The following is a 14,794-nucleotide window of genomic DNA, read 5'->3' on the forward strand; positions in this document are numbered from 1 at the left end:
GAAGGGCGCGAACCAGTTGCCTCTCGTCGTCGAAGGCGTCAAATTCAACGACGGTGTCGCCGAACAGGATGGCACCGAAAGCCGCGCCGCTTGATCAGCCCGCGTCACCCAAAATCGGCCTTAGCTCGCACTTGCCGCCTTCTGTCATGACTGCCTGTCCCGTCAGGTCGAGCCCCGAGGTTGCGGCCTTGGAGGGATCTCTGCTGGACGCAGCTGCTCCTGAACGCACGCAGTCGCGAGCGCATGTGGGCTCAACTAGCGTGGTCTTTCAGGCCGGCAGTCTATCTGGGTCCGTTCGCAGCGTCGAAATGGCCGACGTCCGGGGCGGCGCTTTTCAGCCGCAGATACCCCAGCACACGACTCCGCTTGTCGGGATCGAGAACGAGGATTTCACCTTCGTAGACGTGGAATTCCGTCAGTTCCGCGATATTGGTGAAATGCGTTATGATCAGCAGCGGCCCGGCGGCGCTGCCCTGCCACTCGCCGATCATGTGCCTGAGTTCAGTTACCGTCTCGGCACCTTTAAGCGACAGAAGAAGGTTGGCAGCCGGGATCGTCTCAATATCGGCGCGGGTGGCGAAGTCGGGGGAGACGAGGCCGATACCTTCCAGCAGCGCGTCTAGTGTCTGCTGGTTTCGGCACCATTCGCTGACGAGGATGCGGCCTGGAACGATGCCATTGCCTGCCAACAGAATTCCGAGGTCACGCATTTGATCTTGGCCTTCCGGCGTCATCAACCGCTGTTTCGAGCAATCGGTTGGAAGCACGCCTTTGGGATCGTCGTACGACCAGTCGGTTGGACCGTGCCGCATCAGGAGGACAATGTCATCGCGGAACAGGTCACCCAGCATCTGCCAAGGCTCGAACCGCAGCGTGTCACGGAGGCGCTCCCGGGTAGGTTCCGTGGCGGGGGGCATCGACGTGGTCATCTCGCCGACATGCTCGGACCACCGCATAATCTGATTTGCCGCCATGTCCTGCGTAGAGCCGGCGCCTGCAACCAAGGTAAGAAGCGCCGCGATCAGTCGGGTTTTCATTGGTGATCTTTCCCGGTGAAGTGGCCACGGGCCTTTGTGATCAGCCCGTGGCAGGCACCGTCAGTTGCGATTGATGATGAACTCGAGCTCGGAACGGGTAGGCTGGTCGTCACCGGAGTCGAAGCGCGAAACGATCTGGGCGATCTGCGACAGGTCGAGTGTCCGCGGGTCGACATCGATGCCGTTTCGCGTGAAGATCTGCGACACAGTCAGTTCCAGCATGGTCAGGCTCTGCTGCATGCCGTCCAGGTCATAGTCTTGTGCCATGGCGGGTGCGGCGTGTCCGAAGGCCAGCGTCGCAGCGGCCGCGACCGAGTACAGGAAATTTTTCATCATATGTTCCTCTGAGTGTCCAAAGAGCCCCGGAATGTCCCGAGGACGCTATCGACAATACTTGATGCGCGAATCCGAAACGTGGCAGCCATTGCGCAGTCCGTTCAGATCTTGCGCAGTTTCATTGCCTATTGCAGATTGCCTCCACTAGCCCTGCGAGAGTCCCGGGCGATGCTGCAAGACTGCGGCAACCAGGTTCTGATGGCCTGGGTCCACCGCCGGATCAGAAGCTCGTGCACGCGGAAGACCATGGCCGCGTCCTGGGTCTCCTCACTCTTCACCGGAACGAAGCGCATGGTCGGCCGCAATGCCGCCTCGCAGATGGCCTCGGCATCGGCCGCATCACTATTCTGCCGCTTCACGAACGGCTTGACGTCGGCGGGTGGGATCAGCCGAACGTCATGGCCTAGCCTGCCGATCTCACGACCGCAGAAGTGAGCGCCGCCGCAGGCTTCCATTGCGACGACGGAAGCGGGGAACTGGCCGAAAAACTCCAGCACCTGTGCGCCCCGCAACTTCTTGTGCGGGACTGCACGGCCAGTGCCGTCGGCCCCATGCACCAGCGTTGTTCCACAAAGCCTGCCCGGAAATCACAATGCGATTCCCGAAGCATAGCTGGGCGGCATGTCCAAGCCCCTGCTCACCCGCTACCGGACCCTGAACTGCCTACGACGCGTCAATCAGTGAGCGAGGATCATTGACCGGCTGGTTTGATCCGTCGACACCTTGGAACGCGGCGCCGTCAGGTAAGCGCGTCGGCCAGCCGGTCCACGCAGACGCCGCCACCCGGGCCTGCCTGACTATCAAGGTCCTGTTCGGACTGCCGCTGCACCAGACCGCGAGGTTCGTGGCGAGCCTGCTGAAGCTCGCGGGCCTCGACTGGCCGGTGCCGGACTTCTCCACGCTGTGTCGACGGCAGAAGATGCTGGCCGTGCAACTGCCATACCGGGGTAGCGGCGGCCCGCGGCATCTGCTAGTCGACAGCACCGGCATCAAGGTGCGGGGCGAGGGCAAACGGCACGCCCGCAAGCATGATAGCGCGCGTAGTCGGGTTCTGCACGACCGCGCTCTTCTTGGCTTCAGAGGATAACCGAAGCTCAAGCTTTCGCATCTCGTCGCTCGTTTGAGTAATCCGATGGAGATAGACGTCACTCATCTCGCACACCAAGTCGGGCAGATCCCCGCCATCAGCGCGGACGATTGCGGCATGACGCTCCACATTGCCCAGCCCGTTTGGGACGGCGATACCGTGCTCTGACAGGTGCGCACCAGGGCGTTGATCAATCGCGTCCGCTGTCCGACCAGCAACTCGCGGGTGCGGAACAGCATCGCACGGGCCTGTTGGCCGGAAGACTTCACCGGAACGATCCGCATTGTCGGGCGCATGGCGGCTTCTGCGATTGCCTCCGCGTCAGCCATATCATTCTTCTGACGCCTCACGAAAGGTCTGACGTAGATCGGCGGTATCAGCCGGATCTCGTGTGCCAGGCGCTGCATCTGTCGGCCCCAGTAGTGGGCGTCCCACAAGCCTCCACGGCGACGATGCAACGCGGTAGCGAAGCCATGAACCGCGCGAATTGGGAGCGCGTGAGCTTCTTACGGAACAGCACTGCGCCCTCGGCCGGTGCTCCCTAGATCTGGAACACGCTTTTTGCCAAGTCGATGCCGACAATGTTAACCTCGTTCATGGATGTCTCTCCTCCCTCATTGGTGACGTGAACATCACCACATTGGCACATTGCGATGCCGTTGGGCGGGGGCATCCACACCATCACTCAGCCATAACCTTGGAGGCTTAGGCATATGTCTAAGCACGTGCCTATGTCCGACTATGGGATTATTATCGATGGCGGCCGTCGGCGCCGATGGCCTGCTGCCGAGAAGATGCAGATCGTCGCTCGCCGGAATGGCGTTGCTCCGACCCTTCTGTATCGTTGGCGCCGCCTGATGGTGGATGGGGGAGCCGTAGCCGTGTCCAAGGATGGCGACGTGATCCCGCTGCCCGGCAGGCGATTGCACGCAATCTCCGAGAGGGGCAATCGCGCGGTTCGCCAGATGGAGGATCGCATCCGTGAGCTGGAACGGCGGCTCCGGCGCAAGACGCTCGAGGTCGAGATCCTCAAGGAGGCTGGCGTCGGATATATGGTTCGTATTCGACGCCTGACTGACGCGCAAATTCATCGAAGCATCCCATGCAAACTACACGACCGGATAGTCGCGCCGGGACAACTGCTGTTTAAATTTCATCCGGCACGTTGAAGTCGAACTTGTCAGTGCGACCGCACGATTGGCACGTTTGCCGCTGGTGCGTCGGCACCGCATGTTCTCTTGCTCTACTCATTTTTAAACTGACCCACTACCGCAGCGTGATGCCGACTTGGCGCACCGCATCACCGACCGACAGCCTTCAGCCTGCCAGCACTTCCACCTGCCGCAGCTTCAGGACGATATCCTCGGGCTTCTCTCGCTTCCAGCTATTCTCTGGTCCTCTCCTAGACGGGATCATTCTATCCCGATGAGCGGACAATTTCAGACGGGGCACTTCAATAGTTCTTCCTGGCTCGCGAACAGCCCGTCGATACTCGGTCGGGCTCATATGCCTATTCTTGTTAAAGACCCGGGCGAGCACCTGGTTCGACGAATACCCGACCTCAAAAGCGATCTCCGTGATCGGAATGTCCGTATGCTCAAGAAGTTCGCAGGCCTTTTCCATTCTTAGTTGCGTCAGGTAGACCCGCGGCGGCACGCCGAGGCTCTGCTTGAACATCCGGGCGAAATGAAACGGAGAGAGTTGCGCCTCGTCAGCCAATTCCTCCATACTGATGTCTTCCGAAAGCCTTGCATGCATAAGCTCGATGCAACGTCGCTTCGCCCAAGACGAGAGGCCGCCCTTGGCCGGTACAGGCGATGCACCACCCAGCCGGCACAGGTGGGATATGATCTCATAGCCTGCGGCGCGCGCCAGCAAACGAGATGGCACACCCTCGTCTGCGCAAATGGCCCAAAGGCATCTGATTGCAGCACGGATTTCAGGTGATTTGAATGACCCTCTGAAGACTTCAGGCCGATCGAGTACTATTGCGCCAACATTAGCTTCGTCGAATGCGCTTTGCCAATGCGACAGAGGCAACGCCAGGCTGCGAAACTGATGGCAGGAATCGACGATCATCTTGTTGGCGAAGTTCGGTTTCGCGAGGAAGAAGCCGCCTTTGTCGCTTGTGACGTCGAATGCTCCCGCGCCCAGATCACCGCTGACACGCGTGCCGCCAATCAGATCCTGATGCAGAACTAGATCCGGCACCGCAGGGTCTGACATGTCGCCGGCCGGTTGCGCCGCCTCGATAATACTAAGTATTCCGCCGGCGGATTTTCTTGCCCGAACGTAGGATGCGAGATCACCTTGCTCGTACCATTGGGCAAACGAAGAATAGGTAGGGAGTGTCATCCTTTGTCCGCCTTTTCTGTTAGGTTGTTGAAGAGGGTAGAAGGCCATGTGCCTCGCGGAGCGCTCCACCGAAGGCTAGCGTACGCTCTCCCGAGTTATTCGTAAAATATCGAGTTTTTGGCGGTCTATTCCTGAATGCTATAGTCTGTCGCTGCGCAATCGCCGCCATCGCCGACTTGTGGCGCAATCAACTTCAACTAGTGCGCGCGCTGGGGCAGCCGGGTGGGATAGTGCGCAAGTTCGGCAAATGCGCAGCAGAACAAGCAACGCTCGCGGTTCCGAAGCCGGCCTACCTGTGCGCGATTATCCCGACGCAGCGTATGTTGCGGAACGACGAAGTCCGACGAGGAGAACGGATCACCAATGCGCACCAATGATCTGACCCGCGACTTTGACCCGGCGCACGGCCCAGTACTCTGGCGGCGCTTTCACCGCTGCGAACGCCTTTCCCCCTTCAGGTTTTGCTCAAGACCAAATCGACGAAGCGTTTGTGCTGGTACGAAACACGACGCGTGCTCCGATCCGAACAGTGTCGGCGGCGCGGTCGAAGACCGCTCTTTTGCAGAGCCGACGCTCCAGATCGATGGAGCGGCAGCGCGTTGAGAGTACCGGGGCAGGAAAGACTATCTCAGCCAGCCCGGCGCGCTGTTTGCGCTATCAGACGACAAGCAGAAGGCTCAACTATTCTCCACATCGCCGGGTCCATGAAGTGTGTCCCTGCTAGTATCGTCGAACGGCAGATCGAGCTTCTCGGGCAGGTCGACGCGGAGCAGGGCACGGGCGCCTGCGCCGCGCTGGACGCGCAATTCTGATCTGGCTTTGTTCTCGCTGAGCCGTGTAGTGGGCGGGGAGGAGCCGGCAGTGCATACAAGTGGTGGCGGAGCCACGTTCTCCGCTATCTGGCTTCTCGGAACTGACCGCCGGCAAATTCGCCGGGCGAGATGCCTTCGGGCAGCGCGAACGCCATACCAAATGCGCATACCGAGCGTTAGCCGACCAGATCGGCGATGTCCGCGCTGGTCAGGCGGCCATGACGTAGCAGGGTCTTGATGATGGCCATTGCGCCAGTGGGTCACGTATTTCATCGACGCGTCCGACTCCCTTTCGGAAATTCGCGAAAACAACCGATTCGCGAGATGCCGGCACCCTTTCCAACCCTAGGATTCGCGACCGAGACGACGCAGGTCCGCGTTGTCGCGCAGGCTGTCTGGCGCGCGGTGACCGACCAGACCGCCCCGATGAAGCTGCCCGCCAGGGCCGATGCCGAAACCTGGTTCGGCGAGGAAGGCCTCGCGACTCCGCAGCCAAGGCGACGCGTCCGCCCTCCCCGGAGAATGCTTGAAGATGAACCGACTGATCGGCCTGTCTCGCGTCCTGACGACGCCGCATCCCTCCCTTACCGTGGCCCGCACGCCGATCCTACTGAACATGCTCGGTCTCCAACCTCTGGAACTGCGCCTGGCCGCCCCGTAACGGGCAGCGCCGTGCCGGTCGTCGTTCTTTCGCGCGGCTACGGCCCGTCCAAGTATATCCTCTCGAACGACCGCTACGCCACTCTCACCCAGTTCTGGGCTGAGCCCGGGATCCTGTCATCGAGACGACGCATGCCAGCGCACGGGTCGGCGGCCTCGATTCCGACCTGCCCGGCGGCCCCTTCTCCTGCCGAGAGCACGTGAACGAGATGCGCGCCATCCTAGACCGACTGTCCGAGATCGAGCGGTAGGCACCGGCGGTCGCAGGGCAGTTGGACCACGGCCGGATCGCCGGCGCGGGCCAATCCTTCGGCGGCCACACCTGTCACCTGCTGCTCGGCGCGCGTTTACAAGGAGAGAATTTCTTCGATCCGCGCATCCACGCTGGCGTCTTGCTCGCGACGCCGGAGCGCGGCGGTTCCGACAGATACCCGAACGTGCTAGGCATTTTCCCCTCCTCGACGTGGATTTCGGGGGCATCGCATTGCCGGCCCGCGTGGTCTGCGGAGAGAGGGGCGATTCCCATTCTACGCCGCGCGGCGCTGAGTGGCATGCGGATGCGTTCCATGACGCGCCAGGCGTCGACGCCCTTGTGACAATTGCGGCCGTTGGTCACGGCCTCGGCATGATGCGGGGCTCGGTGCGCCTGAGTCCGAGGCGGAGAACCCTGACGCGCTGGAGGCGACCCGGCGTCTGGCCTGGCTTGGCTGAGGCGCAATTTGCTTGGTGAGCATGGGGATTGGACCCGGAGCGTGATCGCGCTCGAAGAAACGCGCGGCAAGATCGCGAGTGTCATCTTCAGAGAGTGATGATCGGACCCATGCGTCGCCTCCATGCAGGCGGCGGCGGCGTCGCCGGCGACGCGCAAAGGCCGCGAGCCGTCCCGCTCAGGCCCGAGGGGCGGCGACGGGAGCGGGGCAATGTTGGCCGGCGCAGCGATGGCTGCCACGCCGGCCAGGGATCATGCCCCCTTGGCGGGCACGGGGGTATTGAGAAGCTGCTGCTCCCACAGATAGGCGATGGCACTGCCGCCGAGATGGTTCCTGAGGGCGTCGTTCAGGGCGGTCGCCGTCTCGGCTCGAGCCCAGTCGCGCTGCCATTCCGATGCCAGCGCCAGCCAGGTCATCATGTTGATGCCGCCCGCGATCATGCGCTGGATGGCGACCTCGTGGGCCTCGACCGACGTGCCGCCTGACGCATCGGTGATTACTGTGACGTCCCAGCCTTCGCCGGCTGCCTGCAGCGCGGGCATCGCCACGCAGATCTCCGTCCACAGGCCGGCGATGATGAGTTGCGTGCGCCCCGTCGCCTTGACCGCCTCTACGACCTTGGGATCCTCCCAGGTGTTGATCGTGGTGCGGTCGATCACGTCCTGGCCGGGGAACACCTCGGTGACATGCGGGAAGATCACGCCGCCCCGGTCGGCAACGACGCTGGTCAGGATCGTGGGCACGCCGAACACCTTGGCGCACTTGGCCAGCGCGGTCGTGTTGTTCACCACCATGTGCGGGTCGTGGCTGTTCAGGTTGGCGAGTTGGTATGGCTGGTGATCGATCAGAACGAGGACCGAATCCTCGGGGCGGAGAAGCGAGTCGAGGCCGTTGCGGAAGGTCATGGTGTGCTCCATCTGGTTGCGTTTCGGCAAGGTGTTTTGTCGCGATGACAGGCATCAACATGTCCTCTTCCGTCCCCGAACGCTTCTGGATTGCAGATCGCGTTTTTCCGGATTTCCGATCGGCTCCCAACCGGCGCAGCCGGCTGTGGCAAATGGTCCTTGAAACTGCTGGGGTAACAACGCCTGCCCGGCCGATCGTGTCGTTGCCGTACCGGCCTGGAACAGAACAGGCCGCAAGGCTCTCCGCCCGCCGGCAATGGCGCGCTTTCCGCGAAGCGTCCCACTGTCTTGTGCAATGGGTGCCAAGCGAGTCAGTGCAGCGGCTTCCTCTCCTGCAGGGTGCCGAGTTCAGGCAGTTCGGCAATTAGAGTTGAACCGGCCACCGGGCCGATACCGGGTATGGAGCGAAGGATGCAGGCGGTTTCAGACAGACGATCATCACGTTCCAACAAGCTTGAGATCCGGCTTCCAGCTCTGCGATCATCCCGTCCAGCCTGTCTTTCAGCTCCGCGTCCAGCTCCTGGAACAGCTCGGCGGTGCCTGACTTCTGGTGCGCTCGGATTTGGGTCAACAGCCTTTTGCGCATCTCGACCATTTGAGCCCTCTTGCTGGTCAGGGCCCTGAGAAGTCGAAGATGTTCAGCTGGAAGGCTGCGCCCGGCAGCCGCCACTCCTGCCCCCCGTCGACTCGAAGCACACGACGGCATCGCGTTCACGAGCGAGCCTTGCCACGACAACATGACCGCCATCGTCATTTTGAACTGATGCGGTGGATGCCCCCCACCAACGGCATCGAGTGTGCCAGAACGGTTCTATAGGAACCAAGGGAGGGAGCATCCATGACTGAAGCTTGCATGCTGGCGATCGATCTCGCCCAGGGGAGCTTTCAGGTCTGCGGCGTCGGGCCCGATGGCCGGGTCGTCTTTAACAAGGCGATGTCACGGCCTCGGAAAGCGCCAGAAGAACGACCGTGCGGATGCCGAAGCCATCGCGGAGGCGGCGTCCCGGCCCTCGATGAGGTTTGTGGCGGTCAAGTCCGCCGAGAAGCAGGCGCGCGCGGTGGCGTTTCGGACACATCAGTGTCTCGTGCGGCAGAGGACGCAACTGATCAACGCGCTTCGTGGGCATCTCGCCGAGTTTGGCCTTGTTGCGCCGAAGGGGCCGGCCACCCTCAAGCTGCTGGAACACGCTCTTGCCGAGCCCGACGTCGACTTGCCCGACGCGGTCCGCGAGATGGGCGCGCTCTAATCTGAACAGATCGCCCAGATCACCGAGGTCGTTGACCGGCTCGCCACCGAACTCGAGACCGCGTCGAAGACGGATGCCGAACTGCGGAGACTGTGCACCGTGCCGGGAGTCGGTCCTGTCACTGCTGGCGCCATTGCCGCCTTCGCCCCAAACCTCGACGTGTTCGACAGCGGGCGCAACTTCGCTGCATGGCTGGGCTTGGTCCCACGACAGAGATCGACCGGCGGCAAGGCACGGCTCGGAGCCGTGAGCAAGATGGGTCAGACCGACATTCGACGGCTGTTGATCGTCGGAGCTATGAGCGTGATCCGCTGGGTCGTGAGAAAGGGCGGCAGCACGAACCGTTGGTTGGCTGATCTGGTCGCACGAAAGCCGAAGATGGTGGCTGCGGTGGCGCTGGCAAACAAGATGGCCCGCATGACCTGGGCTATGAGTGTGAAGCAGGAGGATTATCGAATGGCGTGATCCCGATCCGAGCGAAAGGGAGCACGGCATGGCCGCGAGGCCGGGGTGAGTGATCGACGACGGAGTAAGCGACACGTACTTCAAAGTTCAAGGCGGGGACACCCAGACCCGGAGCTCGAGCGTTACAGCTCTCTGAACCGATGTGGGCCTTGCTTTCCGGACAGCATACCGGCCCGTGGCGTCATCAAGGCCACATTGAGAGGCCTGACACACGACCGATTGAAGCCCCGCTACAATGTCAAAAATCAAGCTTCGCTTTCGTCGCGAAGCACCGGCATAACTGGCCGGTCAGATGGATGTGCGAGGTGCTGGGCGTCTCTCGGTCCGGTTTCCACGCCTGGCTGAAGCGACCGATCAGCAACCGGGCGGCCCAAGATGCGAAGCTCGTCGCGGCGATCGACAAGAGCTTCAGGGCCAGCGATCGCACCTATGGCGCCCGCCGCGTCTGGCGTGACGTTCTCGAGGAGGGACTTGCATGCGGACTGCATCGGATCGAGCGTCTGATGCGGAAGAACGCTATGAGGGCGCGGCCGAAGCGACGCGGGAAGCCGAAGGACGACGGCGAACGGTCGGTCATCGCCGACAATATTCTCGACCGCGATTTCGAGGCCGACCGGCCCAACCAGAAGTGCCCTCTCGGCAAATGCTGCGCAATCGCCTGCCGGGTGACAGCTGGCCGACTTCACCTACATCTGGACGGCGGAGGGATGGCTCTATGTCGCCGTCGTGCTGGATCTCTTCTCCCGCCGCGTGGTCCGCCCTCTCGGCGATTGCAAGCAATCGCCTGTCGGTCGACGGGATCCATGAAGGCGGATTGGGATGCCTCACTGGTCATGGACGCGCTCATAATGGCCATCTGGCGCCGCGGCAAGGCCGACGCGCTGCTGCATCATTCGGACCAGCGATCGCAATATACGAGTGAGCAGTTCCAACGCCTGCTCCTCGACAACGGTATCATCTGTTCGATGAGCCGGGCCGGCAACGTCTGGGACAACTCGGCGATGGAGAGCTTCTTCTCTTCGCCGAAGACCGAGCGGACTGCCCGCAAGGTCTACCGCACCCGCGATGCCGCCCACCGGCGATCCAACACTCGGCGATACCGAGGTCGGACCGCTGATCCTGCCCGCGGGAGGCCGATCGGATTTCGGACTGGACCCGAGAGGCCGCAGGGAAGGGCGCTGTTCTCGCAACCGGGGGAGAACAGCTGTCCGAAACCATGCTTCGTCCCGCGGTCCTGCTTGATCCAGCTCCGGACGCAAAGATCGCGACCGAAGAAGTCTTCGGCTCGGTGGTTGCGATCTTTGGCTATCGCGACGTCGCCGAGTTGATTTCGCCCGCCAACGCCCTGCCTACGGCATTTCAGGCCAGCGTGTTCGCACAGGATATCGACATTGCGCCGCGCGCAGCTGATCGACTGGACGCCTCGGCGGTCATGATAAGCCATTCTACAGCCGACCGGACAGACTGGATGCCATTCGCCGGGCGCCGGGAAAGCGGCTACGGAACTGGGGGTATTCCTTACACCATGCGCGACATGATGCAGGAAAAGATGATCCTGATGCGCCGGAAGGATTGGCGGCAACCGACCAACGGACGGTGATGATCGGTCGTGACCGGTGCCTCGACCGGAGCGAAATGTTCCCGCCGCATCAGGCCGTAGAGGCTCGCGCGCCGGCGCTTGCGCCTGCTTCGCGGTCCGGGCGCCCCGGCACGACCGGCCCCGGTCGCCCGGGACGCGGCGGCTCAGGCGTGCCGGGTGACGGACGGCTGCGGCACCTCCGCATCGACGTGGACGACTTCGACGTCGCCCTCGTAAAGCCCATCGAGTCTGTCCATCAGAGCCTGGTGGGCTTCGCTCGGCTCGAACCGGGCCACGTGATCGGCGTGGCTTCGCCAAGCGACGATCAGGGTCGCCGTCCCCGGGTCCTCGACACCGAGGCCTATGCTGTGACCCCGATAGCCGGGGGCACCCTGCAGGAGCGGAGCGGCCTCGTCGATCGCGTTCAGAAACGCTCCGGTCTTGCCAGGCGCGAGCTGGAATTTTGCAAGTTCGATGACCATGGCGATGTGCCTCCGGTTGCTGATCATGATTACGGCGCGACGACCGCCGGGCCGGGCAGCGGCGCACCGACGCCGTCGAAACCGGGGATCACGTGCGTGCCGATCTCTTCGACCACGTCGCGTGCATCGCGCGACGCGAAACGCAGGTTCAGCGCGACGTGACCAACCCCGGTCTCCGCTAGGCCGAGCAGAAGGTCGGTCAGAGCTTGGCGCCCCAAGCGATAGCCCAGGTGGATGGGCGTCGGCTGCGCACCCGGGTCTTCCGCCAGGTCGATGTACAGCGACTGGGCGACTGGGGGCGTCGCGACGCCGGCTAGGTCGGCGGCGGTCCGCCACTCCTGCATAGCCTTGCGGTGTGCCGCCGGGGGGCGGGGGTAGGTCAGCCAGGCGTCGGTGTGGGCGGCGACCCAGTCGAGCGGCTGCTGGCTGCGACCCGTGATCAGGATCGGCAACCGGCCGCGGACCGGCTTCGGCAGAAGGTCGACGCCCCGCATCCGCCCGAGCGGCGAGCTGATGTCGGGAAAGCTCTCGCCCAACGCGCGGCGCAAAAAGCCGAGCGTCTCGCGGAAGTCCGCGCCGCGCGTGGCGTGGTCGCGTCCGTAGGCCGGAAACTCGACCGGCCGGTCGCCGCTGGCCACGCCCAGCAGAACGCGTCCGCCGGACAGAAGATCGACCGACGCCGCCGCCTTCGCCGACTCCAGCGGATGGCGCAATGTGATCACCGCGGCCCCCGTCGCCAGCGCGATCTGGCTAGTGTGGGTCGCCATCGCGGCAAGCCAGACCCAAGGGTCGTGAATCTGGCCGACGTCGCCGAAGTTGGGGTCCAGCAGCGGCACGTCGCGTGCCCAGAGCGCCGTGAAGCCCAAGCTTTCCGCCATCTGCGCCAGTGACGCCTGGTCCTTCAGGGTCGGCACGAGGCCCTTGAAGGCCTCGATGGGAAAGAACAGGCCGAGCGTCGTCCTGCCGGGCACGAAGACCCGGTCGAAGGTGTCATGGCCGGGGAGGGCGGCGCCCGCAAAGCGGTCGCCGGACAGTGCATTGTCCATGGGATCAGTCCTTCTCGGTAACGGCGATGCCGATCTTGCCGCGCAGTCCGTTGCGCGGGCGCTCCAGCAGCGCGTGGGCCTCGGGGATTCCGGCAAGCGGATAGCTCGCACCGACGTGGGGCTTGAGGAGGCCGCGCTGGACCAGAGTCGACAGCTCATCTAGCTTGCCGCGGTTCTGGCGGGTGAACACGAAGTGGTAGCTGGCGTTGCGCCCCCATGCCTCGACTAGGTTCTGCGGCTTGGCAATATCGACGATGGAGACGATCCGGCCGAGCTGTGCCAGCACGTGCGGGCTTTTCTCCAGCGTGTCGTCGCCGATCGTGTCGAGCACCACGTCCACGCCCGCGCCTGCCGTCTCGCGGTTCACGGCTGCGACGTAGTCCTCCGCGCGGTAGTCGATCACCACGTCGGCGCCGAGGCTTCCGACGAAGTCCGCGTTGTAGTCGGAGGCGGTCGCTATGACGAAGGCTCCGGTGGCCTTCGCGACCTGCACGGCAATGTGGCCGACGCCGCCGGCGGCGCCGTGGATGAGGATGCTCTCACCGACGCGAAGACCGGCGCGGCCGATCAGCGCCTCCCAGACCGTCCCGCCGACGAGGCTGAGGCTGGCCGCCTCGAGGTGCGTAAGGCCGGCCGGCTTGTGGCCGACGATCGCCTCGCTGGCGACGTGGTACTCGGCATAGCTTCCGGGGCCGCCGAAGATCTGCGGCGTGTACCACACCGCGTCGCCCGGCCTGAACGCCGAGACGCCGGTGCCGACGGCTTCGACGACGCCCGAGACGTCGTGACCGGTGATCGCGGGCAGGGGGACGAGGTCGGCGTAGTCGCCGCGCCGCACCTGGTAGTCGAGCGGGTTGATCGAGGTCGCATGAACCCGGACCAGGACTTCGCCGGAGCCGGGCGAAGGCATCTCGAGGTCCGACAGGGTAAAAGCATCGGGTCCGCCGAAGCGGGGTAGCGTGAGTGCTTGCATCGTCGTTTCTCCGTTTTCTTAGATCTAAAGATCGCGAAAAGACGATACCCCGGTGAAGCGTCCCGCGGCGCTCGCCCCCGCGTTGCAGTTCGTCTTCAAGATCTTCAACGAGCGCCGAATGCTCTCTTCGTTGCGCTTGGCTGGTGGTCGATCAGAACGAGGGCCGAGTCTTCGGGGCGAAGAGGCGAGTTGAGGCCGTTGCGGAAGGTCATGATCCATCCTTTGTGAAAAAGAGCCGAGCTCTTGTGCCTGAAAATAGAGAAGCCGCCTGAGCGGCGCGGCGCGGGAACTGCCGTGAAAGTGCCGAACTTGCTACGATGTCGCTTTTGCTTAGCGCGGGCTTCGCTTGCTGAACGGAGACTGGCAAAGGCTTGCTTGGCGAAGCTTTGGACGCTGGTCTCATGGAGTTGACCAAGGCGCTGGCATAGCACGCCTTGAGCGCCGAGCTGGATGAACACCTGACCGAGGAGCGAGCAGCGCACGCGACGAAAGGGACGCCACAGTTGCCGAACCGGCGCATCGGCAGCAGCTCGAAGGCGGTCAGCGCAGCAGTTCCTCCTGCACCCCGCGCTAGGAAGTTGGGTCGATTCTTATATGCGCACCATAAGCGAGGCGGCGGCGGTCCTCGTGGCTCTCGGCGTCAGCCGCGACTGGGTACGGGAGGTTCTGGGCCTCTGGATCGTCGAGAATGAAGGCGCCAAATTCTGGCTCTCGGTGATGACCGAGCTGAAGAACTGGGGCGTGTATGATATCCTGATTGCTGTCGTTGACGGGCTAAAGGGCTTCCCCGAGGCGATCGCGGCCGCTTTCCCGGAAGCGACCAGCCGAACTTTCATCGTCCACCTGGTGCGCCATTCGCTGAGCTCCTGCTCTGGGAAGGTCCGCAAGGCCGTGGCCGCCGATCTGCGCGAGAACTACAGCGCGCGACAGCGGATCAGGCGGCCGTGGTGCTCGATGCCTTTGAGGGAAAGTGGCCAACGCCAATCGGATGCGCCTGATGCTGCACGGCTGCGCCTACTGGATTTGGTGGAAGCTCCGTGCGGCTTGCCCGAAGCGCTCACCGTGGCGCCGCGTCTCGGCTTGGCCCCGGGCAGAGTAGA

The 14,794-nt window shown here is 63.3% G+C and carries 12 protein-coding genes and 7 pseudogenes; 8 read left to right on the plus strand and 11 right to left on the minus strand.

Translation table 11 applies throughout. The features are described from left to right. Window positions 1–281: 281 nt before the first annotated feature. The 3 genes and pseudogenes from PAM7066_RS18165 to PAM7066_RS18175 all read right to left on the minus strand — a co-directional run. Complete coding sequence (locus PAM7066_RS18165) at window positions 282–1,037, minus strand: histidine phosphatase family protein (RefSeq protein ID WP_085855634.1); 756 nt, start codon at window positions 1,035–1,037, stop codon at window positions 282–284. 60 nt (window positions 1,038–1,097) lie between these two features. Then, window positions 1,098–1,370 carry a hypothetical protein gene (locus PAM7066_RS18170; protein ID WP_139215061.1) on the minus strand — a complete coding sequence of 91 codons (273 nt, stop codon included), beginning with the start codon at window positions 1,368–1,370 and terminating at the stop codon, window positions 1,098–1,100. A 200-nt stretch (window positions 1,371–1,570) separates the two neighbouring features. Beyond that, window positions 1,571–1,933: pseudogene (locus tag PAM7066_RS18175) on the minus strand (IS110 family transposase); the annotation flags it as partial. Between the two features lie 61 nt (window positions 1,934–1,994). On the opposite strand from PAM7066_RS18175, the pseudogene PAM7066_RS18180 reads away from it, so the two are divergent. After that, a pseudogene (locus PAM7066_RS18180) lies at window positions 1,995–2,424 on the plus strand (transposase); the annotation flags it as partial. A gap of 98 nt (window positions 2,425–2,522) precedes the next feature. Here the strand turns inward: PAM7066_RS18180 and PAM7066_RS19685 are convergent. Continuing rightward, window positions 2,523–2,867, minus strand: a complete 345-nt coding sequence (locus PAM7066_RS19685) for an IS110 family transposase (protein WP_085855637.1) — start codon at window positions 2,865–2,867, stop codon at window positions 2,523–2,525. A gap of 306 nt (window positions 2,868–3,173) precedes the next feature. Here PAM7066_RS19685 and PAM7066_RS18190 point away from each other — a divergent pair. Beyond that, window positions 3,174–3,500: pseudogene (locus PAM7066_RS18190) on the plus strand (transposase); the annotation flags it as partial. A 277-nt stretch (window positions 3,501–3,777) separates the two neighbouring features. Here PAM7066_RS18190 and PAM7066_RS18195 read toward each other — a convergent pair. Next, a complete protein-coding gene (locus PAM7066_RS18195) occupies window positions 3,778–4,815 on the minus strand; it encodes a helix-turn-helix domain-containing protein (RefSeq protein ID WP_085855638.1) in 1,038 nt (345 codons plus the stop codon). A gap of 1,344 nt (window positions 4,816–6,159) precedes the next feature. Between PAM7066_RS18195 and PAM7066_RS19560 the strand changes: the two genes are divergently transcribed. Next, entirely contained in the window at window positions 6,160–6,288 is a 129-nt protein-coding gene (locus tag PAM7066_RS19560; protein WP_276326096.1) for a hypothetical protein, read from the plus strand. Window positions 6,289–6,559: 271 nt separating this feature from the next. Continuing rightward, complete coding sequence (locus tag PAM7066_RS19210) at window positions 6,560–6,883, plus strand: hypothetical protein (RefSeq protein WP_217640011.1); 324 nt, start codon at window positions 6,560–6,562, stop codon at window positions 6,881–6,883. A gap of 365 nt (window positions 6,884–7,248) precedes the next feature. On the opposite strand, the gene PAM7066_RS18205 is transcribed toward PAM7066_RS19210, so the two are convergent. From PAM7066_RS18205 to PAM7066_RS18215, 3 genes and pseudogenes are all read right to left on the minus strand, one after another. Next, window positions 7,249–7,902 carry a hydrolase gene (locus PAM7066_RS18205; RefSeq protein ID WP_085855599.1) on the minus strand — a complete coding sequence of 218 codons (654 nt, stop codon included), beginning with the start codon at window positions 7,900–7,902 and terminating at the stop codon, window positions 7,249–7,251. A 54-nt stretch (window positions 7,903–7,956) separates the two neighbouring features. Continuing rightward, window positions 7,957–8,235: pseudogene (locus PAM7066_RS19690) on the minus strand (transposase); the annotation flags it as partial. Window positions 8,236–8,266: 31 nt separating this feature from the next. Beyond that, window positions 8,267–8,497 (minus strand): hypothetical protein, encoded by a 231-nt coding sequence (locus tag PAM7066_RS18215; RefSeq protein ID WP_085855640.1) that lies wholly within the window; start codon window positions 8,495–8,497, stop codon window positions 8,267–8,269. A 243-nt stretch (window positions 8,498–8,740) separates the two neighbouring features. On the opposite strand from PAM7066_RS18215, the pseudogene PAM7066_RS18220 reads away from it, so the two are divergent. The 3 genes and pseudogenes from PAM7066_RS18220 to PAM7066_RS18230 all read left to right on the plus strand — a co-directional run bounded on the left by PAM7066_RS18220 (window position 8,741) and on the right by PAM7066_RS18230 (window position 11,214). Next, window positions 8,741–9,614 (plus strand): annotated as a pseudogene (locus tag PAM7066_RS18220) (IS110 family RNA-guided transposase). A 251-nt stretch (window positions 9,615–9,865) separates the two neighbouring features. After that, window positions 9,866–10,741, plus strand: a pseudogene (locus tag PAM7066_RS18225) (IS3 family transposase); the annotation flags it as partial. A 14-nt stretch (window positions 10,742–10,755) separates the two neighbouring features. After that, window positions 10,756–11,214 (plus strand): aldehyde dehydrogenase family protein, encoded by a 459-nt coding sequence (locus tag PAM7066_RS18230; protein WP_245749766.1) that lies wholly within the window; start codon window positions 10,756–10,758, stop codon window positions 11,212–11,214. A gap of 143 nt (window positions 11,215–11,357) precedes the next feature. On the opposite strand, the gene PAM7066_RS18235 is transcribed toward PAM7066_RS18230, so the two are convergent. The 3 genes from PAM7066_RS18235 to PAM7066_RS18245 are packed head-to-tail and all read right to left on the minus strand — an operon-like array spanning window position 11,358 to window position 13,694. After that, window positions 11,358–11,675 (minus strand): antibiotic biosynthesis monooxygenase family protein, encoded by a 318-nt coding sequence (locus tag PAM7066_RS18235; RefSeq protein WP_175484739.1) that lies wholly within the window; start codon window positions 11,673–11,675, stop codon window positions 11,358–11,360. Window positions 11,676–11,704: 29 nt separating this feature from the next. Next, window positions 11,705–12,721 (minus strand): LLM class oxidoreductase, encoded by a 1,017-nt coding sequence (locus PAM7066_RS18240; protein ID WP_085855642.1) that lies wholly within the window; start codon window positions 12,719–12,721, stop codon window positions 11,705–11,707. A gap of 4 nt (window positions 12,722–12,725) precedes the next feature. Then, window positions 12,726–13,694 carry a zinc-dependent alcohol dehydrogenase family protein gene (locus tag PAM7066_RS18245; RefSeq protein WP_085855643.1) on the minus strand — a complete coding sequence of 323 codons (969 nt, stop codon included), beginning with the start codon at window positions 13,692–13,694 and terminating at the stop codon, window positions 12,726–12,728. Between the two features lie 618 nt (window positions 13,695–14,312). Between PAM7066_RS18245 and PAM7066_RS18250 the strand changes: the two are divergent. Next, window positions 14,313–14,668, plus strand: a pseudogene (locus tag PAM7066_RS18250) (transposase); the annotation flags it as partial. Between the last annotated feature and the right edge of the window lie 126 nt (window positions 14,669–14,794).

Origin of the sequence: Palleronia marisminoris, assembly GCF_900172315.1 — a bacterium.
GTDB classification, from domain to species: Bacteria; Pseudomonadota; Alphaproteobacteria; order Rhodobacterales; family Rhodobacteraceae; genus Palleronia; species Palleronia marisminoris.